Source organism: Fructilactobacillus sp. X1R3C1, assembly GCF_059901545.1.
Genome location: NZ_JBWXUT010000002.1, coordinates 301,155 through 326,754, shown reverse-complemented (window position 1 = coordinate 326,754; position 25,600 = coordinate 301,155). Strand labels below are relative to the sequence as shown.

Here is a 25,600-nt window from a genome sequence, read left to right as displayed (position 1 = left end):
CCAAATAGAGTGGTACCGCGGGTAATCTCGTCTCTTGCATTGATTTAATTAATGTAAGAGGCTTTTTATTTATGAGGAGGATATTATGGATTACAGACAACAAGTTGCAGACGTAGTTGCTGATGCAACTAACAACCAAATTTCAACGAGTGATATTTACGGAAAAATTGAGAAACCGAAAACTTCAGATAACGGGGACTTAGCATTTCCAACTTTCATTCTAGCTAAGGAGTTACATAAAGCTCCTCAACAGATCGCAAAGGATATCGTCAATAATGTTGATGGAAGTCAGTTTGATAAAGTCGTTGCCGTTGGTCCTTACGTTAACTTCTTCTTGGATAAAGGAAAAGTTAGTAAGCAAGTCATGTCAGAGGTTTTGACGGATAAAGAGCACTATGGTGATAATTACGATGGCAAGGATCAGACCGTGACCATTGATATGTCTTCTCCAAATATTGCTAAGCCAATGTCAATGGGACACCTTCGTTCCACTGTGATTGGAAATTCAATTTCCGAAATTTTAAGAAAAAATGGATATAAAACAATTAAAGATAATCATTTAGGTGATTGGGGAACCCAATTTGGTAAGTTAATTACGGCTTACTTAAAGTGGGGAAATGAAGAGGACGTAAAGCGTCATCCAATTCATTACTTAGTTCAGTATTACGTTAAATTTCATAAGGAAGATCAGAAAAATCCTGAACTAGACGAAGAAGCACGCGAATGGTTTAAAAAACTCGAAGATGGTGATCCCGAAGCTACCAAACTATGGAAGTGGTTTAGGGATGTGTCGTTAGAGGCTTTTAATAATACCTATAAAAAACTGGGCGTTAAATTTGATACCTATAATGGTGAGTCATTTTACAATGACAAAATGGATGAAGTGGTTGACATCCTAAAAAAAGATGGATTGCTTCAGGAATCTCAAGGAGCTCAAGTGGTCGATTTAAGTAACGCTAACCTAAATCCAGCACTTATCTTAAAGAGCGATGGGGCTTCTCTTTACATTACTAGAGACATTGCAACGGCGTTATACCGTGAACGGACGTATCATCCGGTCATGAATCTCTACGTGGTAGGATCCGAACAAACTAATTATTTCCATCAACTAAAAGCTGTCTTAAAAAAGATGGGCATAAAGAATGCGGACGGTGTTCATCATATCCCGTTTGGCTTAATTACGGTTAATGGAAAAAAGCTTTCAACTAGACGTGGGAATATTATCTTATTAAACAAGGTTTTAGATGATTCAATTACCATGGCAAAACAACAAATTGCTGAGAAGAATCCTGATTTACCAAATAAAGATGAAGTGGCTACACAAGTTGGGGTTGGTGCAATTATCTTTGGTGATCTTAAGAGTGAGCGAATCAATAGCATTGATTTCGTACTTAAAGACCAATTAAAATTTGAAGGTGAGACTGGCCCATACGTTCAGTATGCCCATGCTCGTGCTGAGAGTATTTTGCGGAAGTCTGGTAAAAAAGAATTTGATGAATCAGCAAATGAATTGACTGATGCAGGTGCTTTTGAAGTCATTAAGTTACTTCAGGCCTTTCCAGAAGTTGTAAAACAAGCTCGAAATGAATTTGAGCCTTCCGATATTGCTAAATATTCGCTAAGACTAGCTAAGTCATTCAACAAATATTATGCTCATTCTAAGATTTTAGCGGACGATGATGAGCAAGACGCCCGTCTCGACCTTGTCAAAAGTGTTGCGATTGTATTAAAAGAGTCGTTAAGATTGTTGGGAATTAAAGCACCCGATCAAATGTAGAATAAAGTGGATGTCAATTGACATCCACTTTATCTTTTAAAATCCATTAATGTCCATGTGTTACAATAGCATTTAATGATAAAAGGAGATTTGGACTTTTATGGATAACAACAGCAAAAGTAAGTCAATATTTAAAAGAATTTGGGGTTACTTCAGAAAATTCTGGCGTAGATTTCAAATTACGAGATGGATTATTGTAGTTGTTTTATTCGTTATCTTGGTTTTAAGTAGTTATTTGACGATTGTGGCAAAGACTTCGCACGTTCGTGATCTTCAGTCTAATTTATCAAAATCGACTGTGATTTATGATTCACATCACCAAGAAGCTGGCAAATTGTACGCACAAAAGGGTACTTACGTTCAGATGAATAAGATTTCAAAAAATATTCCTAATGCGATTCTTTCGACGGAAGATCGTAATTTCTATAAGGAACATGGCTATTCGGTTAGTGGTTACGGGAGAGCCATTTTACTTGCAATTAAGAATAGGGTACTGGGTCGTGACTACATTAGTGGTGGAGGAAGTACAATTTCGCAGCAGTTAGCCAAGAACACTTTTCTTTCCCAGCAACAAACTTTAACCAGAAAACTTAAAGAATTATTCATTTCAATTGAGATTGAGAACGTTTATTCAAAGAACCAAATTTTGACGATGTATATGAACAACGCTTACTTTGGTAATGGCGTGTATGGGGTCGAAGATGCCTCGAAGCGATACTTTGGGCAGTCTGCGGAAGATTTACCGGTCCAGGATGCAGCTGTGTTAGCAGGGATGCTATCGAATCCTAGTAATAATCCGATTGATCATCCGGAGGCGGCACGTCAGAGGAGAAATGTGGTTCTTGATTTAATGGCAAAGAACCATAAGATCACTAATTCAGAGGCAAAAAAATACCAAGCCATGCCGTTGAACACTAAAAATTCCTATCGTTCTACTAATGGGTATAAATATCCCTATTATTTTGATGCTGTTATTAATGAGGCTATCTCAAAATATGGATTAACTGAATCTGACATCATGAATCACGGGTATAAAATTTATACGAATCTAAATCAGCAACAGCAGCAAAGCTTTCAGACTGATTTTAAAAATCCTAATTTGTTTCCTAATGATGCTTCGGATGGGACCAAGGTCCAAGCTGCATCGGTTGCTTTGAATCCAAAAAATGGTGGGGTTCAAGCGGTTGTTGGTGGACGTGGTAAGACGGTTTTCCGTGGTTATAATCGTGCGACCGATATTAAACGTCAGCCTGGTTCGACGATGAAACCACTTGCGGTCTATACGCCAGCTCTTGAAAACGGGTATTATTATGATTCTGAACTTGAAAATCAGAAGAAATCGTATGGATCAAATCACTATACTCCGCATAATTACAATGATGTTTATACAGGAAAAGTTCCGATGTACCAAGCTCTGGCACAGAGTATGAACGCGCCCGCAGTTTGGTTATTAAATAAGATCGGAGTAAACAAGGGATACGATTCGGTTAAAAAATTCAACTTACCGGTCACGGATAAGGATAAGAATCTAGCATTGGCCCTTGGGGGCTTGTCCAACGGAGTTTCCCCACAACAAATGGCTGGTGCCTATACTGCTTTTGCTAATAAGGGGAAAATTTCACAGCCGTTCTATATTACTAAGATCGTTGATTCGACAGGGAAGACGGTCGTTGATAATGAACATCCAAGTTCAAAACAAATCATGTCTCCTTCAACGGCACGACAGATGACAAGTATGATGCTTGGTGTCTTTGATAATGGAACTGGTGTTGATGCTAAACCGAGCGGGTATCAAGTTGCCGGAAAAACTGGAAGTACTGAGGCTGATAATACTCCAGATTCCGATGCTACCAAAGATAAATGGATCATCGGATACACTCCTAACGTTGTGGTAGCAACTTGGGAAGGCTTTGATAGTACCAACTCTACGCATCATTTAGAGAATTTGACTGGGACCGACGTTGGTCCGTTGTACAAGACACAAATGCAACAAATTCTTCCGTACACCAAGGGAACCCAATTTGGTGTCCAAGACGCACAAACGGTGGCACGTGATGGTGATGAAGATAATGATACGCAGAATTCTAAACTATTTAAGGGTATTACTAATGATACTGGTAAAGTCGTTAAGGGAATCGTTAAAGAAGGTGCCAGTGGAATTAAAAAGGGTGCCTCAGAAGTTATTAGCGGTGCGAAAGCTTTACTAGGCCGATAGCTTCACGTATGTTAAAATATACACTGTAACAATATTTAAGGAGGGAAATAATTATGGCAGAAAATGATGTAATGAAAGACGCACAAACTTTACAGGATGCACTAGTAAAGACTGATGAATTTAAAGAACTCCAAGCCACATACGATGAGTTAAAGAAGGACAAAGATGCTTTTAAGACATTTAAGGACTTTCAAACTAATCAAAATGAATTAAGACAAAAGCAAATGGCTGGTCAACAAATTTCGCAAGATGATATGAAAAAAGCTCAAGATCTTGCCAATAAAATGAACAGTCTTGATATCATCAAAAAATTGATGGGTAAAGAAAAAGCAATGGGCAAAGTCATTGATGATGCTAATATGTTAATTACTAAGCCTTTACGTGATATGTATGAAGCTTAATTGATCGTTAATCGGAGCGCCCATTGGTGCTCCGATTTTTTTGTATGGGAGAAATTATAATGAAGTTTATTCATGCGGCAGATTTACATTTGGATAGTCCGTTTTTAGGAATCAGAGAGGATGCTACCACTCCGAGTAAGCTGTGGGACATTTTGCACGAGGCTCCATTCGATTCATTAAAGAAGATTATTGATGATGCCATTTTAGATGATGTTGATTTTGTTTTGCTAGTGGGAGATTTGTTTGACAGTAGTCACCAAAGTGTCAAAGCCATTAGTTTTTTGATTAAACAGTTAGAACGATTGGATGAACATGATATTCCTGTACTTCTTTCGTTTGGTAATCATGATTATCAAAGTGAAGGTGCCAAAAATTTCAATTTTCCGGCTAATGTTTACGTATTTCCCAAAGAAGTGACGACGCACACATTGACTCTTAAAGACGGAAGAACAGTTGCTATTACAGGTTTTAGTTACGCTACTAGGAATATTTCAGATGATATTATCTCTGGATTTCCAGAACGTTCAAACGCTGACTACCAAATTGGGATGGTTCACGGTGCTATTAAGGGTGGCAAAGACTCACAGTATGCACCGTTTACCATTAACGAAATGGAAAATTTGGGATATGATTATTGGGCATTAGGGCATATTCATAAGCGTCAGCAGTTAGGTCATCATCCTTTAATTGAATATCCGGGAAATATCCAGGGCCGTCATAAAAATGAAATGGGTGAAAAGGGGTACTTATTAGTCAGTGATGAGACTAATGGAGGTTTAAACGTTCAGTTTGAACCCACCTGTCCGCTCATTTGGTCAAATCTTTCAATGAATTTACGGGGAACTGACTCAGAAGAAGCGGTCGTTAATCAAATTATGGAGAAAATTGAGTCGAGTGATTTTTCCAAACTTAATTTATTGAGTGTGAAATTAAATATGAGCGAAGAAGCCAATTTTTCGTCAGAAGAATTGCTCGACCGGGTTAAGGAAAAGTTACAATATGATTTTGAACGATTTAATGCTTGGGTTTATGAAATTGACGTTGTTGATAATTCTGGGATGAAATTTAATGATCTAGATCAGAAATTCTGGGATGACACTAAGCATGAAGTTTATAATGAAGAAAACCTTAAAAATTTGGCGAAGAAGCTTTTTAAGCACTCTTACATTCGTGACAACTTTTTAAGTGATGAAGCCATCTCTAAATTACTTGATGAAAGTATGAATTTAATTACTAGTAAAACGAAAGGGAACGTGAAGGATGAGGATTAAAAAAGTTGAAGTATTCGGCTTTGGAAAACTTCATAATTTAACACTGAACTTTAGTGGGTTCCAGGTTATTTATGGAAGAAACGAGGCTGGAAAAACAACCCTCTTAAATTTCATTAAAGATGTTTTATTTGGCTTTCGGGACAGTCGGAGTAAGCGAGACTTCACTCCCAAAGATGACTATAAAATGGGTGGTCGTTTAACGGTTGAACAAAATGGAACTACTTATCTTGTTCAAAGAAATGAAGGTAAAAATGGTGGGTTATTAACCGTTTTTGATCAAAATAAAAATGAATTACCTGCTGGAATTTTGGATAAAATTTTAGGTCCAATCAATCGGGAATCATATGATAACCTGTTTTATTTTGGCAACGTTGATTTAAATGATATTTCGAGATTAAATCGTGAAGAATTGTCAAAACGAATCCAGCGTGTTGGGGTCGTAGGGATTGATAACTGGATTGAACTAGAGGACGAAAATCAGGAAAATGGTGGTAAGATCTATAAGCCGACTGGTAAAAAGCCTGAGTTAAACCGACTTTTAGTTGATCGAGAAAGATTAAACGCGAAAGTACATGAAGCCAGTAATGAATATCCCAAGTACCATGAATTGACCATTCAAGCTAAAAAAGAACAAGAAAAAAAGACTCAGAATCGCAATAAAAGAAATAAATTTTCTGAGCGATTAAATCAGGTTAATCAAGATTTAGCGAACTGGGATAAATATGCTCAATTAAGACAATTACAAGACGATAAATTAGCGGTTAAACACGGCTTTTCTGAGCATGACTTTGAAACATTTCAAGACATCCAAAATAAGATTAGTAATATTCAATTAGATGTTAAGAATGATGAACAAAACATTATTGATTTTAAGAATACGCATCAGGAATCCAATTCTGATTTGAAATTTTACAATGATAATGCTGATTTAATTCGTAATTTATATTTAGAACTGGACGGCCAAATCCAACAGGTCAGACGGATTGAACAGCTTGATCATGATATCAAAACATATCAGACTCGTTTGGCTAATGATGAATTTGATGCTGGTGGAAGTGAAAGTATTCCGTTTAATGATGATGAGATTGACAAAATATCGACCCTAATAGATGAGTATCAAAATGTAAAAGCACAAATAAACTATCAGGTTCATGCGATGCCCACAAATGAGAGCGGAGATAATTCGTTATCATTAATTGCTGATGCGGTTGGTCTAATAATTATTGGAATTGGAATTTTTATGGGTGGAGTAACTCTTCCTATTTTGGTGGTCATTGGGTTATTGTGTATTGGTTTTGGCATTTATCGTTATGTGCAAAAATCGAACCAACCAGTTAAAGAGGAGAATGATACTGACCATTTAAAGCGAAAATTGACTCAGATTGAGCAAGAGTTGGGTCAAATGGGAAACGAGCATCACATCCAGAGTATTCCATTTAACCAATGGACAAGTGCTTTACAAAACTCCATTAAACGACGTGACTTAGATCGTGATAGTTTACAGAATTTCATTGGAAACCAAAAGACAATGAATGAGAAGGTTGAGAGTTACCTCGATCGTTGGAATTTTGCTTCCAGTAAAATTGGTTTAAGTGATTCCGATAATGAAATGGTAGCGTTAAGTAAAATTAAACAGTTCATCTCAAATGTAAATGATCAAAAGCGAAATGCAGAACAGGTGAGCCATGAATTGAGTAGTTTAACTTCAATGGTTGATCGCCATCGTGAGCAGTTGAAAGAAGTAAGTGATCGGCTTGACCATTTCCTAAGGGAACGAAACGTTGCAAGTAGTAGTGATTTTAAAAAATTATACGATGAGCAGCGGATCGCTACGGATAAAAACAAACGTAAAATGGAGTTAGAAAACTCACTTGATCAAACAATTGTTGAAAGATTACAAAAATACGATAATGTTAATCAGTTAAAAAACGTGATTAATGACCTTCAGAAACAAATTGGACAGTTGGACGCGGATTTTTCCGATCAATCTGATCGGTTGGCGCAACTTAACGTGCAAATTAATAACATGGAAAAAGATGGGACGCTTGATTCATTGACCCAGGAATTGGCCAGTATGGATACTAAAGTTAACGAATTGGTTCAAAAATGGTTGGTTTACCAGTTAACTAATCAGTGGATTGAAAAAGTACTCGATGCCGCTAGTAGTGGAAGAATTCCTAAAGTTAGAAAGGACGCAGCTAAATTCTTTGAAACACTAACGGACGGTCATTATAGTAAAATTGATTATAATAAGAGAAGTATTACGGTTGTTAACTCTGATGGGGTTAAGTTCAAGGTTGAGGAACTTTCAAAAGGAACCATGCAGCAGTTATATTTATCGTTGGTTTTTGCGTTAACGTTGGCTTTTAGTGATGAATATCCAATGCCAATTATGATTGATGATGGTTTTGCTGACTTTGATCACTTTAGAACTGATAAGGCAATTGAATTAATGAAAGCTTTGGCTAAAAGCACGCAGGTGATTTATTTTACGGCTGATGATCGAATTAGACACGATGTAAGTGGCGATCATTTAATTGAATTAAAGTAGTGGAGGTGGAGTCAAATGAGCAAAAAATTGAAAGAATATCAAATGGATGAAGAAATCGATGCGTTTGTATTGGTTAAGTCGGCTGATACTAGAATTGCTAAGAACGGAAAACAATTCATTTCGTTTGTTTTTGAAGATAATTCCGGAGAGATCGGTGGAAAACTTTGGGGTGCCAGTAATGAGGATGTAAAGACTTTTAAAGCTGGTCAGGTCGTTCACATTAATGGCAAACGGGAAGCTTACCAAGGAAGTCCACAAATTAAGATTAATCATCTTCGACAAACAGAATCTGGTGAACCCAGTGATCCATCTAAGTTTATGCAACATGCTCAAATGACTCGTTCCGAGATGGAAGAATATATTGGTCAGACAATTTTCGAAATTATTAATCCAACGTGGAATCGAATTGTTCGGGTACTTCTTAAAAAGCACCAGGATGAATTCTTTACTTTTCCGGCAGCTAAATCGAATCATCATGCTTATGCAGGCGGATTAGCATTTCACACCATTTCGATTTTGAAGCTGGCCAAGGAAGTCGCTAAGCTCTATCCACAAGTTAATTCTTCACTTCTGTATGCAGGTGCCATCCTTCATGATTTAGGCAAGACTACTGAGCTGTCAGGACCTGTTTCGACATCTTATACTAGTGAAGGTGATCTGTTAGGACATATCAGTATTATTGATGGGGAAATTGTTGAAGCTGCTGACCAACTAAAAATCGATCAGCATTCTGAAGATTTATTACTTCTAAGACATATGGTGCTCTCACATCATGGGATTAAGGAGTATGGATCCCCGGTTACGCCTGAATTGCTGGAAGCGCAGATTCTCCATGATTTAGATGAACTTGATGCTTCAATTAACATGATTACTGGGGCTTTAAATGATACGGAAGCAGGATCATTTAGTAAACGAATTTTTGGAATGGATCGAAATAAGTTTTATAAACCTGATAAAAAAGAAAATGGTCAGTAACTTAAAAGTTACTGACCATTTTCTTTTTGTGATTGATTATTTCATTGGTTTTGGAGTTGATGTGTAATCAGCCAAGATGTTTTGTAAGTCTTTGTCTTGGATCTTTACATCTCCATCTTTAAGAACTTTTGAAACGACAGCGTGTAAGACATTACTATCGCTCATGCGTTCAGTTGCCAACTGGTCTTTTAATTCAGCTTTGTGATCCTGATATTTACCCTTGGAAGGGTGGTTGACCATTTGGATTACTTGGTACCCAGCTTTAGTTTTGACAGGTTCTTTGGTGTATTCACCATTTTTGAGTTTAAAGGCAGCATTTTTGAAGTTATTGTCAAGACTTGGATCCATATTATCGAATGGAGTCATCTTGCCGCCGTCTTTCTTGTTAGCATCAGTTGAGTACTTCTTGGCTAAGTCAGAGAATTTTTGACCGTTTTCTAAGCCAGAAATTACTTTTTCAGCGTCACCTTGATTTTTGGTGGTAATCTCATTAACGGTTACTTTAGGTTGATATTTCTTGAATTGGTTTTGCAAATCTTTGTCAGAGAAACTTGTGTTAGCAATCACAGCTTGCTTTAACAGAAGATTATCTTTGATTTGTTCTTTTAAACTTTTCTCAGTTAAACCTTGTTGACTGAGAAGGGTTTTAAATTGAGAACCATATTGTGACTTGTATTGGTTAAATTGGTCATCAACTTGAGATGATTTGACTTTATTACCATATTCTTTGTTAAGAACTTTGTTCAAAATCATAGTTTGGAGAACTGTTTTACCCTGTGGGGTCTTTTTCATACTATTGTAATATTGACTTTCTGTAATTTTACCACCACTAGTAGTAGCAACTGTTTTACTACCACAGGCAACCAGTGAAACACTTAAAAGTAATCCTGCAACTCCAACGAGCCATTTTTTCTTCATATATTAGCACATCCATTTCTTCAAAATATTAAAGTACTCAAGACATTCAGTACTCCATTTATTTTTAATATAACATATATTTGATGCAAATTAATATTTGGTCGAATAATTTAATTGAAATTAAATGTTATTTATTTCGTTAGATAAAAGATCAATTCTAGGCTTTAGCTGAAATTGGGCTTCCTGTACGTCACGATTAAGACCATCTATTATTGGTTTTGCATCATTTAAAGCTTTTGTGAATTGGTTTAAATTTTGTTTAACTGAACTAACTGAATGAAAAATGTTTTTAAGGTCGGCAGTGGTTACGTTATCTGTGGGATTAGACTTCTTTTTTAAAAGCAATAAACCAGTAAGTGACACACCAACTATTATTCCGGCACCAATTAAGCAAGCGGTCTTTTTTTTCATGAGTTAATCCTCCAATTGTTTGGTAATTGAATCAGCAACTTCTTGGTATTTAGTTTCATCATATTCTTTAGAATTATCAGAAAAGTTAATTGAAAAAGTATCATCTTTACCATAACGGGGAATTAAGTGAAAGTGAGCATGCGGAACAGATTGATAGGCAATTTTCCCGTTATCATTAACGATATTCATTCCTTTGATGTTTGGGTTAGAATTTTTGACCGCACGTGCAATTTCTGGCACTTTCGCAAATACTTTACCCGCTGTAGCGGAGTCAAAATGAAAAATATCTTGAATATGTTTTTTAGGAATCACCAGAGTGTGGCCAGGAGTTGTTTGGGAAATATCTAAAAATGCAAGAATTTCGTCATCTTCATAAACTTTATAACTAGGGATTTCACCCTTGACAATTTTACAAAAAACGCAATTTGGATCGTAATCAGTCATATAAATCTCTCCCTTCAAGTTAATCCAATTATACACTAACATTACCTGCATAATAAGTGATAGCAAGCAATTATGGTATACTGATTACAATAATGAAAAGAAATGAAGGGTAAATATGAGTTTGCAAGTAGAAGACTTGACTGGTGGCTACTCTAGTGTGCCAGTCTTAAAAAATGAGACTTTTGATGTTAATGACGGCGAATTAGTTTCTTTAATTGGTTTAAATGGTGCTGGGAAGTCAACTACCATTAATCATATTATTGGACTCATGAAGCCATTTACTGGAACCGTTAAAGTCAATGGTTTGCAGATTGGTCAAAACATTGAAAAATACAAACAACAAATTGCATATATTCCGGAAATGCCAGTATTATACAAAGAATTAACTTTAAAAGAACACATTGATACTACTATCATGGCTTATAATTTGGATAAACAAGTAGCGTGGGAGAAAGCTAATCAGTTACTTAAGACTTTTCGGTTGGATAAACGACTTGATTGGTTTCCTGCCAACTTTTCAAAAGGAATGCGTCAGAAAGTGATGATTGTTTGTGCGTTCATTACTAATGCGTCGCTTTATGTAATTGATGAACCATTTTTAGGTCTCGATCCGCTCGCGGTCGATGATCTTTTGCAGTTGATTGAAGAAAAGAAGAGTAAGGGTGCCAGTATTTTAATGTCGACTCATGTTCTTGATACCGCAGAAAAGTATTGTGATCGTTTTGTGTTAATTAACAAAGGTGAGATTCAAACGGAAGGAACGATGGAACAGATTAGAAAAGAGTATCCCAATGATGGGAAGTCACTTTCAGATATTTATCTGTCTTTAGCAAGGGATGATAAAAATGAATAGGATTTTCCAAAAAAGGTTAAGCAATCATTTAATCGAAATGACTAAATACCTTAAATATGTTTTTAACGATTTTTTTGTGATTGCGATTATGTTCTTTGTGGGTGGTCTGGGCTACGCTTACTCTGGATTTTTAAAGCAATTATCAGGCAATTTATGGTGGGAGCGCCCGATTGCGATTTTGATTTTACTAGTGGTGCTTCAACTTGGTGGACTGGCAACTTTAATCAAGTCCGCTGATAAGGTTTTTATGGCCCCTAGGGAATACCAATTTGCTGGTTACTTTAAGGGAGCATTTCTCTATAGTTTGTTTATGGCATTGCTGATTGATTTAGTAACGTGGTTTGTACTAATGCCATTTTTAAGTGTTTCAATTGGTTGGACAATTTCAGAGTTAATCGGGTTGTTAATCGTAATTTTGCTTTTGAAAACCGGTTGGATGTCATATCAAGTAATCAAACTCTATTTTCAGTTAAATCGACATGTAGTATTAGCCGGTGTAACTGAGTGGGTTATCCCCCTTATTATTCTGGTATTAGCATTGTACTTTAATGTTTTTATAGCTGCACTATTAGCATTAGTTGTGGCTGCATTGTTAATGTATGTCGCTATTCTAACCAAAAATAAGATCTTAAACTGGAACTATGCAATTGAACATGAAGATTCTCGTATGAATCGGATTTATCACTTTTATAGTTTATTCACCGAAGTCCCTGAACTTTCAGGTCGGATTCACCGCAGAAAATACTTGGATCCAATTTTTAAGTTGTTAAAAAAAGATCAAGGTCACGTCTATTCGAATTTGTATCTTCGATCATTATTAAGAGACAGTGGACCAGGGTCTCTTTACTTTCGCTTAATAATTATTGCCGTTATTTTGGTATTGATTATTCCTAATCAAATTATTGTTTCGTTAATGACAATTATTTTTGTTTATTTAGTCGGATTTCAGTTAATCCCATTTTATGAGCATTTTGAAAGTAATGTGTTTACCCATATTTATCCGGTTAGTCAGAAGATCCAGCTGACGGATTTTCGACAGATCGTTCAAATTTTACTTTTGTTTGAATGCTTTATCCTCCTGATTGCAATGTTAATCGCCCGGATGTCGGTTCCTGTAATCTTAATAACGGTGGTAATTTGGATTGTTGAGGGATATGTCTTAACGATTCCCTATTTAAATAAAAAAGTTAAACAAATTAGAAACTGAGGTTAAATGATGAGAGTTAGAAATAAGCCCTGGGCAAATCAATTTATTTTAGATCATCCTGAATTAATTGTTGATGATCCAGAAAAATACATGGGAAAGTGGGAAACACGTTTTTCTAGAGACGCCCCAATTTATGTCGAAATTGGTTGTGGTAAAGGAAAATTTATTACTGAAATGGCAGAAAAAAATCCCAATATTAATTTTATTGGGATTGAAATTCAAAAGTCAGTAATTGCAATGGCACTAAAAAAAGTCGTAAATAGTCGTTTAGATAACGTTCAATTGATTCATACTGATGGCGGTCTTGTGAACACCATTTTTAAAAAGGGTGAGGTTTCAAAAATTTTTCTAAACTTTTCTGATCCCTGGCCAAAGAAACGACATACAAAACGGCGACTTACCTCGCCGCGTTTTCTTAAGAGTTATCAAGACGTGTTACCTGACCAAGCTAAACTGGAGTTTAAAACTGATAATCGTGGATTATTTGAGTATTCGTTGGTTAGTTTGAATAATTTTGGGATGAAGTTTGAATCCGTTAATCTTGACTTGCATGCTAGCGATGCTGCTAAAGATAATGTAGAAACTGAATATGAAGAGAAATTTAAAGAAAAGGGCCCAATCTATAAGATTGTAGCCCAATTTGTTGATTAACTAATCGACTTTGTGTTTAAAAGTTGAACGTTATCGAGGTTATTTGTGGTCAAATCGAATGTAAATCCATATGATTTAATGTCATGGTTATCATCGTCTAAAATGTTGATTCCGCCAAGGAACTGGCCATCTTCGTTTTGGTTAAAGTCGATCCAGTAACCATACAACTCACTATTATCAAACTTTTTGCTTAATGTATCGGACAAGTGACGTCTAACCCGATCTTGGTCGCGTTCTTGCTTGAATTTAATAAGTGAATACAGCGAAACTCCCGCAATTACGGATCCAGTAATAAAAGCTAGTTTGTGTTTTATGATAATAAAAAGCATCCCTTCGATTGAATTTGTTGAATTTATTATATAACATTTTTAATACGAGTGGGTTATAATATTAATGTTTAGGAGGGATACGATGGAACAATTACCAGTAATGAATCTTAACGAATTAAAGCAAAAAATTAAGCATGGAAAGTACATCCTATTTTTCTCTGCCACATGGTGTCCAGATTGTGCGTTTATCAAGCCTGTTATGCCAGAAATTGTAAAAGATTTTCCAAACTATGACTTTATTGCAGTTGATCGGGATGAAAATATCGATTTAGCTAAGGAAATGAACATTTTTGGAATTCCAAGCTTCGTTGCCTTTGATAATGGGATTGAGACTGGTCGTTTGGTTAATAAAGATCGAAAAACCAAGGAACAAGTAGAAGATTTTATTAAATCTCTTCCACAATAAATTCGGAGGTGAGCTAAATTTGATGATCGCAAGTTATAATCCAAGCCAAATAGGTGATGTTTTGGTTGTCATTCTTGGAGAAGGATCGGAACCACAGAAAATATCAAAATCAAATGATATTGTTCAGATTAAAGATAAGAAGGGACACGTAGTTGGCTATAATTTTTTCAATGCCAGTGAGATTTTAGGGAACTTAAAATCAGAGAATGGAAAAGTTGATCTTTCAAGTAACGATGTTGAAGTTTTAAATGATGCGTTGAAAGAGGCTGGGTTTAAAACTTTCTTACCTACTAGTACCGAACCAAAGTTTGTGGTTGGCTACGTTGAAAAAATGGAAGATCATCCGAAGTCTGATCATCTTCACATAACTCAAACAAAAGTCCAGAATGGGGAAATGCTGCAACTTGTTAGTGGGTCTCCCAATATGAGACCGGGAATCAAAGTTGTCGTAGCGGAAGTTGGAGCCATGATGCCAAATGGACAAATTATTTGGCCAGGAGAGCTTCGTGGGGTAAAAAGTGATGGAATGATTTGTTCTGGAAGAGAATTAGACATTCCTAATGCACCCGATAAACCAGGAGCTTTAGTTTTACCCGATTCTTATGAAGTTGGGCAACCATTTGATTTTGATAAAGCAAAAAATCTTTTTGACGAATAGTTTCTATTCGTTTTTTTATACATAATTCTTTAAGGGTGATTAAATTGGAACATTATGATGGACCGGCATTTTATCGTAAATACTTTAATGGGAAAGTTCCCTTTAAGAGTAGCGATAAAAAAATCAATGATTTTCATAGAACAACAAAAAAATCAAATCAAGAAATTATCCGTAGTGACGATTCTAATGTTAAACAATCAGCCTATCAGTCTCGTTATCAACCAAAGTATCAGAGCGGATTTCAATTGCGATTTAAAGATGATAAAAAGCACTATGTTGAGTCCCGAAATTCCTTAGTGGAAAGAACAAAAGAATTTACTCCGCGTTCCCGTAACCAAAATAGTAATTTCTATTCCGTTCATCAGTCAGTCGGAAAACCATATCAAGATGCAGCCGTTGAATTGGAGAAGAATGATGATGATTTTGTTCTTTATCTAAATCCTAAAGATCCAACTGCCGTTCCAGCTGATGATCTAGATTTATGGGAAAATGACGTTCAACCAATTGTTAAAGAAAATGTAAATAAGAATGAAAACATTGTGGATAACTCTAAGCCTGTGGATAACTTTGAAGATGATAAAGAATCTTCAGCCAGTAAACGTGAATTAGGCCACTCGCTCGCAGATATCTTTAAAGAGGAGAGTGGCTTAGCGGCTAATCTAGCTTTGTTTAGTGATGATAGAAGAGATAATGATGATCAAAACGCATCAGGTACGGTATCAAGTAATCCCACTTTAAGTGAATCGGATCCACAAGATAAGTTAAAAGAACCTGATGAAAGAAGCGATAACGAGAAGACGTTTTCTCCAATTGATAGTACTGATAAGCGTCAAGATGAGGAAAAAGCACTTCTTCAACCTGCTAATGAACTTACTGATTCAAAAAGTGAAACCACAACGAATCATAGGCATTTGGCCGACACTTCAAGCAATCAGGAGGATCAGACTAATTATCAATTTCCTCGTCGTGACCTACTTAATCCACCAATTTCGACTTCTGATGATGGTTTGAATGAATGGATTGAAAAGCAAGTTCAAACACTTGATGATACATTAAGGGCGTTTGGGGTTCATGGTCACGTAGTTGATTGGACCGATGGACCGACCGTTACTCAGTTTCAAGTTAAGTTGGAACTTGGTGTTAAAGTAAGCAAAATCACTAACCTAACTGATGATTTAAAGATGGCCCTAGCAGCCAAAGATATTAGAATCGAGGCTCCAATTCCTGGTAAGTCGACGGTTGGAATCGAGATTCCTAATCCAAAGCCTAGACCAGTGATGCTTTCAGAGATTCTAGATTCAAATGAATTTGAATCTAGTCATTCACCGTTAGAAGTAGCATTAGGGATGAGTATTGGTGGCGCTTCTAAGACTGCCGATATTCAAAAAATGCCACATGCTTTGATTGCTGGTGCAACGGGATCTGGAAAGAGTGTGTTCATAAATAGTTTGCTTGTTTCATTGTTGTATCGCAATTCACCCCGTGATTTAAGGATGATTTTAATTGATCCTAAGGCGGTTGAATTAGCGCCATATAATGGGATTCCACATTTATTAACACCGGTTGTTTCAGATCCGAAAGAGGCTTCTGCTGCTTTAAAATGGGTCACTGAGGAAATGGACAACCGTTATGAGCGGCTAGCTGTTGCTGGGGTCAGAAATTTAACTCAGTATAATCAAGAAGCACATAAAAATGGTCGTGATGCGGATAAGTTGCCACAAATCCTAGTTGTGATTGATGAACTTGCTGATTTGATGATGGTTGCATCAACTGAAGTCCAAGATTATATTGTTAGGATTACACAAAAGGCTCGGGCAGCTGGGATTCACTTGATTGTTGCCACTCAAAGACCGAGCGTTGATATTGTAACTGGGACAATTAAGAATAATATTCCAACACGAATTGCCTTTATGGTTTCAAGCCAGATTGATTCAAGAACAATCATTGATCAAAGCGGAGCTGAACGACTACTTGGTAAGGGAGATATGCTTTATCTGGGTAGTGGTGCCAGTCAACCAGTGCGACTTCAGAGTGCTTTTGTTACTAACCAAGAAGTTGAGCGAGTTTGTGATCAAGTTCGAAGTCAGGAAACACCAAAGTACGAGTTTCAGCCCAAATCATTGCTTAAAAGTGCAGAACAAGCTCAACAACATGATGACTTGTGGAAATCAGTTTTGAGTTATATCGCAGACGAAGATGGAATTTCAACTTCAAAATTGCAACGAGTGTTTTCCATTGGATACAATCGTGCTGCAAGTATTATTGATGATTTGGAGCAAAATAATTTTATTTCAGGTGAGCATGGATCTAAACCGCGAGATGTTTATTTGACGAAAAATGAACTTGCTAAATTGAATATTTAAATTTTTAGATTTTCATTACTTTAATTGGTATTATTAAACCAGACAATAAAAAGGGGAATTCCAACTAAATGACTAACATAAATAAAGACACTACTTATTTTTTTGTAGGAATTAAGGGTACTGGGATGAGTGCGATGGCACTCATCCTCCATGATCGCGGTTGTAAGGTCATGGGTTCTGACATTGAAAAATATACCTTTACTCAGCAAGGATTAGAAAATGCTGGAATTAAGATTGAACCATTCAATCCTGATAATATTAAAAAGGGAATGACGATTATTAAAGGAAATTCTTTCCCTGATACGCATCCGGAGATTGAAAGAGCCGAAGAGTTAGGACTAAAAATTTATAGTTATCCTGATTTCTTGGAAGAATTAATTGAGGGGTACACGAGCATCGGAGTATGTGGTGCTCACGGAAAAACCAGTACCACTGGACTACTTTCTCACGTATTAGGCGGGATCGCACCAACTGATTATCTGATTGGTGATGGATCTGGGAAAGGAACCACTGATGCGCGTTTCTTTGTCTATGAGGCCGACGAGTATCGCCGCCATTTTCTGGCAACTTATCCGGATTATGCCATTATGACTAACATTGATTTTGATCATCCGGACTACTATACCGGAATTGAGGACGTTTTTGACGCTTTTCAAACCTTTGCAAACCAGGTTAAAAAGGCTATTTTTGCTTGGGGCGATGATCAGAATTTACGGAAGTTAAAAGCTTCAGTTCCAATTTATTACTATGGAACTAGTGATGATGACGATTTTCAGGCGGTGGATATTAAGCGAACAACTGCTGGATCGACTTTTCACGTTAAATATGACGGAAAGGATCTAGGGGAATTCAGTATTCCTTTGTATGGAGAACACAATGTCTTAAATTCTTTGGCGGTAATTGCCGTTGCATATTTTGAAGACGTTAATTTGGACGAAATCAGACGTGAACTTCAAACTTTCAAGGGGGTTAAGCGTCGTTTTTCTCAAGTTAAAGTTGGCGATATGACAATTATTGATGATTACGCACATCATCCCTCTGAGATTAAGGCCACTTTAGATGCCGCTAGACAAGAATATCCCAATAAGGAGATCATTGCTGTTTTTCAGCCCCATACTTTTAGTCGAACGATTGCCTATCTTGATGACTTTGCTAAAACGTTAAGCAAAGCAGATAAGGTATACGTTACTAAAATTTATAGTTCTCCAAGAGAAAAGTCGGGACACGTTAAGAGCGAGGATTTGGTTAATAAAATTACCAAAGATGGTGGATTAATTGAGGAAGAAAACATGTCTCCACTGTTGCAATATCACGATGCCGTGGTAATATTTATGGGTGCTGGAGATATTCAAAAGTACGAAAGAGCCTATGAGGAATTGTTAAGTCATTTAAGTAAGAAGGTTAATTAAAGGAGAATAAAAATGAATAATTTTGATGGAGAAAGTGGTCGTCGGGTAGTTGGCGATAATGCTGGACTCAACGCGTTTTTTACCAAAGTATATGGGATTATGGGAATTGCGGTTTTAATTTCTGCTATTTCTGCGTATTTAAGTAGTGTTTTTATGCCAAACATCAGTAGTGGAGCCTCAGGATTAGTAATTTTAATCGTTTGGTTCATAATTTCCTTTGTGATTTCGGGATTTGCACAAAGTAATCCGACGTTAAGCTTTATCGGATTATTGGTTTTCTCGGTTTTAACAGGGCTTTCACTTAGTTACATTTTCATTGCCTTTAATCTTGGTACCATTGGAGCAGCGTTAGTATCCAGTGCTAGTATTTTCTTGGTAATGAGTGCAATTGGTTTCACTACTCACAGAGATTTAACCAAGTTAAGCACGCAATTGTTTGCAGCATTAATTGCTTTAATTATTGCGATGGTAATTAACTTATTCTTGAGAAATCCATGGATTGAGTTATTTATTTCAGCCGTTGGGATCATTATTTTTACTGCGTTGAGTGCTACTGATACACAAAACTTAAAGAAAATGTACATGCAGTACTCTGGTAACATTAATGTAAACGGACTTGCAATTTCTGGTGCACTTCAGTTGTATCTTGATTTTCTAAACCTATTTACATTTCTTCTTGAGGTCTTTGGTATTTTTGGAAATAATCGAGATTAATAAAAAAACATGGTCGATTGACCATGTTTTTTTTCGCAATTGAACTGATTATAAGTGTTAAAATAATAGTAATTAATTCTAAAGGAGAATTTTATGGCAGACAAGAAATTATTATTAATTGACGGAAATTCTTTAACGTATAAAGCATTCTTTGCGTTATTTACTTCTTTGGAACGTTTTACCAATGAAGACGGATTGCACACCAGTGCGATCTATGGTTTTAATCGAATGCTAGATGACATTTTAAAGGATGTTCAGCCAACGTCAGCTCTTGCCGCTTTTGATGCAGGTAAAACAACCTTTAGAACCAAAATGTACGAAGATTATAAAGCCGGACGGGCAAAAATGCCCAACGAATTACGTGAACAATTCCCGTTTGTAATGGATTTGCTCCATGATCGGGGAATTAAAACCTATGAATTAAAAAACTATGAAGCTGACGATATTATTGGGACGCTTTCAAAGAAAGCGGCTGATGACGGCTATCAAGTTACTATCATAACGGGAGACCGTGATCTTACCCAACTTTGTTCGGATAAAGTTACCGTTGCGATTTCAAAGAAGGGTGTGAGTGAAATTGAGAAATACACGCCAGACTTTGTAAAAGAGACGATGGGGATTACTCCTAGACAGATTATTGACGTAAAGGGTCTTCAGGGAGACAACTCGGATAACTATCCGGGTGTTGAAAAAGTTGGTCCAAAGACCGCTATCAAGTTAATTCAAAAATTTGATAGTATTGATAATCTTTATAATCATATCGATGAAGTTTCTGGTAAAAAATTGAAAGAGCATTTGATTAAGGATAAAGACCAGGCATTTTTGTCTAAAAAATTAGCCACCATTGACTGCAATGTTCCCCTCACAATTTCATTATCGGATTTAAAGTATGATGGTCCCGATAATGATAAGTTAGTTGATTTTTATAAGAAAATGAACATGAAATCCTTTTTAAAGGAAATGGAAGGATCAGAGAGTCAGTCGACTGAGAAACTTCCAGATGTTAAATATACGATTTTAAATAAAGACAATTTAGCCGAGTTAGATCACTTGTCAGAAGATGTTGTCTTTAACATTGAAATGTTGGATGAAAATTACCATACTGCTCCATTTGTTGGTTTTGTTATTGGGGATAAGGATCATTGGTTTGTAAGTAAGGATATTGATCTTTTAGATGATCCGAAAATAAAAGGCATTTTAGAAAATCACGATATTAAAAAAAATGTTTTCGATGCTAAAGCGCAAATTGTGGCTGCCAATCGCGAACATATTCAGTTAAATAACGTTGATTTTGACATGTTATTAGCTTCATATTTACTGAATACCCTTGATAATAGTAATGATTTGGCTAAAGTGGCTAATCGGCACGGATATTATGGGGTTAAACCGGATAGTGAGGTTTATGGAACTGGAAAGAAAAAACAGCTGCCAGAAAATGATGAGACTTTTTTTGATCACATTGTCAGGAAAGCATTGGCAATTAATGATTTAAAAGATAAAATGATTGATGATTTAAAGAAACACAATCAATTAGATTTGTACCGTAACATAGAAGTTCCATTGTCTTATGTGCTAAGTGCAATGGAGATTGAAGGAATTACGGTGGACGTAGATACCCTCAAAGCATTGAAGAGTAAATTTACTGAGCATTTATCAGAAATTGAGCAGTCGATTTATCAGGAGGCTGGAGAAGAATTCAACATCGGGTCACCAAAGCAGTTAGGTGAAATCCTGTTTGATAAGTTGAAATTACCAGTTGTGAAAAAAACCAAAACAGGGTACTCTACGTCGGTTGATGTGTTAGAAAAAATTGCGGGTCTGAATCCGATTGTCGATAATGTCCTGGCGTACAGGCAACTGTCAAAATTGATTTCAACTTATATTGATGGAATCAAAAAAGACATTTATTCTCGTGATCATAAAGTTCATACCCGTTATCTGCAGACCTTAACTCAAACTGGAAGATTGTCCTCGGTTGACCCAAACCTTCAAAATATTCCAGTTCGAACTGAAGAAGGTCGCAAAATTCGTGAAGCGTTTGTTCCTCGTCATAAGGGATGGCAACTATTTTCATCGGATTATTCTCAAGTTGAATTACGTGTCTTAGCTGCCATTTCTGGAGATAAGAACATGCAGGAAGCTTTTAAAAATGGGGAAGATATTCATGCAGCGACCGCACGACGGATATTTGAACTTCCAAGCAACGAGGATGTTACTCCCGAGTTGAGAAGACAAGCAAAAGCTGTCAATTTTGGGATTGTCTATGGAATTAGTGCTTATGGACTTGCTAAAAATACTGGCATATCACGAAAACGGGCTCAAGCATTTATTGATAAATATTTTAAGGAATATCCAGGGGTCAAAAAATACACCCAAGATAGCGTTAAGTTCGCCGAAGATCATGGGTATGCTGAAACCATCATGAAACGTCGACGCTACCTGCCGGATATTAATTCTAAGCAATTTCAGAAACGTTCGTTTGCCGAAAGAACGGCAATGAACTCACCCATTCAGGGGAGTGCTGCCGATATTGTTAAAGTTGCAATGATCAGAATGCAAAAAGAACTTAAGAAACACGGTTTAAAGGCCACAATGTTACTGCAAATTCATGATGAACTAATCTTTGAAGCACCAAAAGAAGAGATTCCAATTTTAGAAAAATTAGTTCCAAGTGTTATGGATTCTGCGGTTGATCTGGATGTACCGCTAAAAGTTGAAAGTCATTACGGACCAAATTGGTATGATATAAAAAAATAATGGGGTGTAGGAATGCCTGAGTTACCTGAAGTTGAAACGATAAGAAGAGGGTTAACCAATCTTGTACAGGGTAAAAAGATTGTTTCCGTGGATGCTTTGTATCCAAAAATGTTGAATTTACCAGTAAAAGAATTTGAAGATTTGTTAGCTGGTAAGGATATTTTACAAATTGATCGGAGGGGTAAATACCTCTTAATCCGGCTAAGTGACGATTATACTTTAGTTTCTCACTTACGAATGGAAGGTAAATATGATGTGGTACCTGAGGGTACTGAGAATCAAAAACATACTTACGTTGTTTTTCATTTAAGCGATGGCCGAAAGCTTCGTTACAATGACACAAGAAAATTTGGAAAGATGAATTTAGTTAAGGATTCTCAGGTTTATGATTTGTCAGGATTGAATAAAATTGGACCGGAGCCAACTGAGAAGGATTTAACGTTTGATTATTTAAAGAAGCAACTGCATAAGTCTCACCGAAAAATTAAAGCATTTTTATTAGATCAATCTAACATTGCTGGGATTGGGAATATTTATGCTGATGAAAGTTTGTGGTTATCTAAGATTCATCCGGAACAGGCTACTAACTATTTAAGTGATCAGGAAATTGAAACTTTAAGGGAAAACATCATTAAAGAAATTCAGTTAGCTATCAAGGGTCATGGAACAACGGTGTTTACTTATAAAAATGCCTTTGGTGAAGAGGGCAGCTTTCAAAATCATCTTCATGTTTATGGTAAAAAGGGACAACCGTGTGAGCGTTGTGGAACTACTATTGAAAAAATCAAGGTTGCACAAAGAGGTACTAGTTTCTGTCCTCATTGTCAAAAAGTTCATGGTGATCTAAGTGAGTAAAGTTATTGGATTAACCGGTGGAATTGCAACCGGCAAATCGGCTGCAAGTGATTATTTAGTTACTTTAGGGGTTTCTACATTAGACCTAGATTCCATCACACATGAATTGGAACAAGATAATCAAGAGTTAATTCATCAAATTAGTGAGCAGTTTGGCAGTTTAGTGATTAAAAGTAACGGTCAAATTGATCGAGGTGTTTTGGGTAAGATTGTTTTTTCAAATCGTGATGGTATGAAAAAGTTAGTCCAAATTGTTAACCCATACCTTTTTCGTGAAGTTAATACTCGGCTAAACAAGTTACACGATCAACGTTTAGTGATTTTAAATGCTCCCACCCTTTTTGAAAATGGATTTCAGATTTTAACTGATGCCAATCTGATGGTTACGTGTGATCCAGTTGTTCAACTGCAACGGTTAGTTAGAAGAAATGATATTTCAATAAGTCGAGCTAGTAAAATGATTGGTGCTCAATGGGCACAACCAATAAAAGCACGACTGTCTGATTGGTGTATTGATAACTCTGGCACTTTCGATCAATTGAAGTCGTCGGTTAAAGATTGGTATGATTTAGTAAGTGTTATGTAATTAGTGAAGGTGAAAAAATGCAATGTCCACGATGTCATCATATCGGTTCAAAGGTTTTAGAAAGTCGTCGGGTCAAAGATGGTGAAAGTATTCGTCGAAGACGGGAATGTGAAGAATGTGGATTTCGGTTTACGACGTTTGAAGTGATTGAATCAAGCCCCTTGTTAGTTGTAAAAAAGAACGGTGATCGAGAAGAATTCAATCGTTCTAAGATTTTGCGTGGAATTGTCAGATCATCTGAAAAGCGTCCAGTTTCGATGGAACAGATGAACCATATTGTTGATAAGGTTGAAAAAATAGCTTATGACGCTGATGACGGTAGCCATGAAGTGGCTAGCCAAACTATTGGTGAGGGTGTTATGAAAGGACTAAAAGAAGTTGACGAAATTGCTTACATTCGGTTTGCAAGTGTTTACCGCCAATTTAAGGATATGTCAGTCTTTTATAATAAACTCAAAGAATTAATGGATGATGAAGACGAAAATAATGAGGATAAGAATAAAGAATGATCAACGGAATTAATCCTAAAACTGATTTTAAAGTTTATCGATCACAGCCCATTAGTGATGTTGAACGTCATTATGTCGATTTGTTGTACATGCCCGTCATTGGTAAAAATGCATATGCCTTATACAATTGTTTATGGTTAATTGATGATGAGAAGCACGTTAATTTTGAATTAATGTCTGATCTTAGCATTGATGCCAAAGAACTAGATGATTCACTTATGAAACTTGAAGGATCCGGTTTGCTTAAGACGTATGTTGATCATTCTTTTGAAAGCGACTTGTATGAGTATCAACTTTTACTGCCACTTAATCCTGACCAATTCTTTAGTGATAGTCTTTTGAGTCTGTTATTACTTGAAATGGTTGGTGAAGATCGCTATTTACAACTTTCAGATGAACTCTTACCAGAACATTTTGATTTTAGTGGGTTAGATGATCAAACTCGTAATTTCCTGCAAGTATTTTCAGTTAATAATGAGAAAGTAAATGACCAACCAAGTGTAATCAAGGCAGTTCGACACAAGACTAATGTAAAAAAAGATTCCTTTGATGATAAGCTTTCAAACGATCAGTTTGACTTTAAGCTATTGATGAATATTTTGGATAAGTCCTTTGTTGAAAATGAAAGTGTTAAAAAGTATGAGACACTCTTTAGTAACACCAACCGATTATATGGAATTGGTGAACTTGAGATGGCACAATACATTGAGAAGGCCAGTAACTTGGTTAACAATCGTTTTGACCCTAAAAAGTTTAAGATATTAATTTCTAGACGAAATCAAATAAAGGCTCCAGCAGGAAATCAATCCAATCAAAACCATGTCCATGAGGCAGACAAGTTACAAAGTAAGCTAACGGCCAAGGAACAACAATTGGCCCAAATTGCTGATTCTTCCGCTCCAGTAGAATTTCTTGATTCTTTAAAGAGTGAAAAGGGTGGTTTTACTACTTCCGCTGAAGAAAGGATTCTATCTGAACTTATTAATCGCAACACTTTAAGTAATGGAGTTATCAATATCCTTGTTTATCACATCTTGATTGACGAGGGTAAACCTACCATTAATAAAAATTTAATTGACACCATTGCAAATGATTGGGCGCAAAGAAAAATTAATAGTGCATCGAAAGCGATTGACGATATTAAGCACCGTCAGGAACAGGTTACTGAAAGTAAAAACAATCGACAAAGAAGATACCGAAGACGTACAAATGTCAAAGAAACATTACCTGACTGGGCTAAGGAAAATAAAAGTCGGGGTAATGAAAAAATTTCGACTACTCAGCGAAAACGAATTGCTGAGAAATTAAATTCATTAAATAAAAAGTCTGGGGATGAGTAA

At 36.3% G+C, this 25,600-nt stretch carries 23 protein-coding genes; 19 read left to right on the top strand and 4 right to left on the bottom strand.

Annotated elements, in window-relative coordinates; translation table 11 throughout:
- Positions 1 to 85: 85 nt before the first annotated feature.
- From argS to AC6UD8_RS03830, 6 genes are all read left to right on the top strand, one after another.
- A complete protein-coding gene (argS, locus tag AC6UD8_RS03855) occupies positions 86 to 1,777 on the top strand; it encodes an arginine--tRNA ligase (RefSeq protein ID WP_500693641.1) in 1,692 nt (563 codons plus the stop codon).
- A 100-nt stretch (positions 1,778 to 1,877) separates the two neighbouring features.
- Positions 1,878 to 3,992, top strand: a complete 2,115-nt coding sequence (locus AC6UD8_RS03850; protein ID WP_500693642.1) for a transglycosylase domain-containing protein — start codon at positions 1,878 to 1,880, stop codon at positions 3,990 to 3,992.
- A 53-nt stretch (positions 3,993 to 4,045) separates the two neighbouring features.
- On the top strand, positions 4,046 to 4,393 hold the full coding sequence (locus tag AC6UD8_RS03845) for a YlbF family regulator (protein WP_500693643.1): 348 nt from the start codon (positions 4,046 to 4,048) through the stop codon (positions 4,391 to 4,393).
- A 59-nt stretch (positions 4,394 to 4,452) separates the two neighbouring features.
- Positions 4,453 to 5,664 carry a metallophosphoesterase family protein gene (locus AC6UD8_RS03840; RefSeq protein WP_500699536.1) on the top strand — a complete coding sequence of 404 codons (1,212 nt, stop codon included), beginning with the start codon at positions 4,453 to 4,455 and terminating at the stop codon, positions 5,662 to 5,664.
- Positions 5,654 to 8,215 (top strand): AAA family ATPase, encoded by a 2,562-nt coding sequence (locus AC6UD8_RS03835; protein WP_500699535.1) that lies wholly within the window; start codon positions 5,654 to 5,656, stop codon positions 8,213 to 8,215. Before AC6UD8_RS03840 ends, AC6UD8_RS03835 begins: the two co-directional genes overlap by 11 nt.
- A 15-nt stretch (positions 8,216 to 8,230) precedes the next feature.
- On the top strand, positions 8,231 to 9,190 hold the full coding sequence (locus tag AC6UD8_RS03830; protein WP_500695728.1) for a 3'-5' exoribonuclease YhaM family protein: 960 nt from the start codon (positions 8,231 to 8,233) through the stop codon (positions 9,188 to 9,190).
- A gap of 36 nt (positions 9,191 to 9,226) precedes the next feature.
- Here AC6UD8_RS03830 and AC6UD8_RS03825 read toward each other — a convergent pair whose 3' ends face one another.
- From AC6UD8_RS03825 to AC6UD8_RS03815, 3 genes are all read right to left on the bottom strand, one after another.
- Complete coding sequence (locus tag AC6UD8_RS03825; protein ID WP_500699534.1) at positions 9,227 to 10,108, bottom strand: peptidylprolyl isomerase; 882 nt, start codon at positions 10,106 to 10,108, stop codon at positions 9,227 to 9,229.
- 120 nt (positions 10,109 to 10,228) lie between these two features.
- The gene (locus AC6UD8_RS03820) at positions 10,229 to 10,519 is read right to left on the bottom strand and encodes a hypothetical protein (RefSeq protein ID WP_500699533.1); all 291 of its coding nucleotides are present in this window, start codon (positions 10,517 to 10,519) and stop codon (positions 10,229 to 10,231) included.
- A gap of 3 nt (positions 10,520 to 10,522) precedes the next feature.
- Positions 10,523 to 10,963 carry an HIT family protein gene (locus tag AC6UD8_RS03815; protein WP_500699532.1) on the bottom strand — a complete coding sequence of 147 codons (441 nt, stop codon included), beginning with the start codon at positions 10,961 to 10,963 and terminating at the stop codon, positions 10,523 to 10,525.
- Between the two features lie 115 nt (positions 10,964 to 11,078).
- Here AC6UD8_RS03815 and AC6UD8_RS03810 point away from each other — a divergent pair, with 115 nt between their 5' ends.
- The 3 genes from AC6UD8_RS03810 to trmB are packed head-to-tail and all read left to right on the top strand — an operon-like array spanning position 11,079 to position 13,674.
- Positions 11,079 to 11,816: an ABC transporter ATP-binding protein gene (locus tag AC6UD8_RS03810; RefSeq protein ID WP_500695725.1), complete on the top strand. Its 738-nt coding sequence runs from the start codon at positions 11,079 to 11,081 to the stop codon at positions 11,814 to 11,816.
- A complete protein-coding gene (locus tag AC6UD8_RS03805; RefSeq protein ID WP_500699531.1) occupies positions 11,809 to 13,023 on the top strand; it encodes an ABC transporter permease in 1,215 nt (404 codons plus the stop codon). The genes AC6UD8_RS03810 and AC6UD8_RS03805 overlap by 8 nt, the downstream gene beginning before the upstream one ends.
- Positions 13,024 to 13,032: 9 nt before the next feature.
- Positions 13,033 to 13,674, top strand: a complete 642-nt coding sequence (gene trmB / locus AC6UD8_RS03800; RefSeq protein ID WP_500699530.1) for a tRNA (guanosine(46)-N7)-methyltransferase TrmB — start codon at positions 13,033 to 13,035, stop codon at positions 13,672 to 13,674.
- On the opposite strand, the gene AC6UD8_RS03795 is transcribed toward trmB, so the two are convergent.
- Positions 13,671 to 14,003 (bottom strand): hypothetical protein, encoded by a 333-nt coding sequence (locus AC6UD8_RS03795; protein ID WP_500693653.1) that lies wholly within the window; start codon positions 14,001 to 14,003, stop codon positions 13,671 to 13,673. The genes trmB and AC6UD8_RS03795 overlap by 4 nt on opposite strands.
- An 82-nt stretch (positions 14,004 to 14,085) precedes the next feature.
- Between AC6UD8_RS03795 and AC6UD8_RS03790 the strand changes: the two genes are divergently transcribed.
- From AC6UD8_RS03790 to AC6UD8_RS03745, 10 genes are all read left to right on the top strand, one after another.
- Positions 14,086 to 14,409, top strand: a complete 324-nt coding sequence (locus AC6UD8_RS03790; protein ID WP_500699529.1) for a thioredoxin family protein — start codon at positions 14,086 to 14,088, stop codon at positions 14,407 to 14,409.
- 19 nt (positions 14,410 to 14,428) lie between these two features.
- Entirely contained in the window at positions 14,429 to 15,067 is a 639-nt protein-coding gene (gene ytpR, locus AC6UD8_RS03785; protein ID WP_500699528.1) for a YtpR family tRNA-binding protein, read from the top strand.
- A 44-nt stretch (positions 15,068 to 15,111) separates the two neighbouring features.
- Entirely contained in the window at positions 15,112 to 17,430 is a 2,319-nt protein-coding gene (locus AC6UD8_RS03780) for a DNA translocase FtsK (protein WP_500699527.1), read from the top strand.
- 77 nt (positions 17,431 to 17,507) lie between these two features.
- Positions 17,508 to 18,839, top strand: coding sequence for a UDP-N-acetylmuramate--L-alanine ligase (gene murC, locus AC6UD8_RS03775; RefSeq protein ID WP_500693956.1), 1,332 nt, complete (start codon positions 17,508 to 17,510; stop codon positions 18,837 to 18,839).
- A gap of 12 nt (positions 18,840 to 18,851) precedes the next feature.
- Entirely contained in the window at positions 18,852 to 19,553 is a 702-nt protein-coding gene (locus tag AC6UD8_RS03770) for a Bax inhibitor-1/YccA family protein (protein WP_500693657.1), read from the top strand.
- A 93-nt stretch (positions 19,554 to 19,646) separates the two neighbouring features.
- Positions 19,647 to 22,310, top strand: a complete 2,664-nt coding sequence (polA, locus tag AC6UD8_RS03765; RefSeq protein WP_500699526.1) for a DNA polymerase I — start codon at positions 19,647 to 19,649, stop codon at positions 22,308 to 22,310.
- A gap of 12 nt (positions 22,311 to 22,322) precedes the next feature.
- On the top strand, positions 22,323 to 23,165 hold the full coding sequence (gene mutM / locus AC6UD8_RS03760; RefSeq protein WP_500695718.1) for a DNA-formamidopyrimidine glycosylase: 843 nt from the start codon (positions 22,323 to 22,325) through the stop codon (positions 23,163 to 23,165).
- A complete protein-coding gene (gene coaE / locus AC6UD8_RS03755; RefSeq protein ID WP_500699525.1) occupies positions 23,158 to 23,751 on the top strand; it encodes a dephospho-CoA kinase in 594 nt (197 codons plus the stop codon). Before mutM ends, coaE begins: the two co-directional genes overlap by 8 nt.
- A 17-nt stretch (positions 23,752 to 23,768) precedes the next feature.
- A complete protein-coding gene (gene nrdR / locus AC6UD8_RS03750; RefSeq protein WP_500693661.1) occupies positions 23,769 to 24,260 on the top strand; it encodes a transcriptional regulator NrdR in 492 nt (163 codons plus the stop codon).
- On the top strand, positions 24,257 to 25,600 hold the full coding sequence (locus tag AC6UD8_RS03745) for a DnaD domain protein (RefSeq protein ID WP_500699524.1): 1,344 nt from the start codon (positions 24,257 to 24,259) through the stop codon (positions 25,598 to 25,600). The genes nrdR and AC6UD8_RS03745 overlap by 4 nt, the downstream gene beginning before the upstream one ends.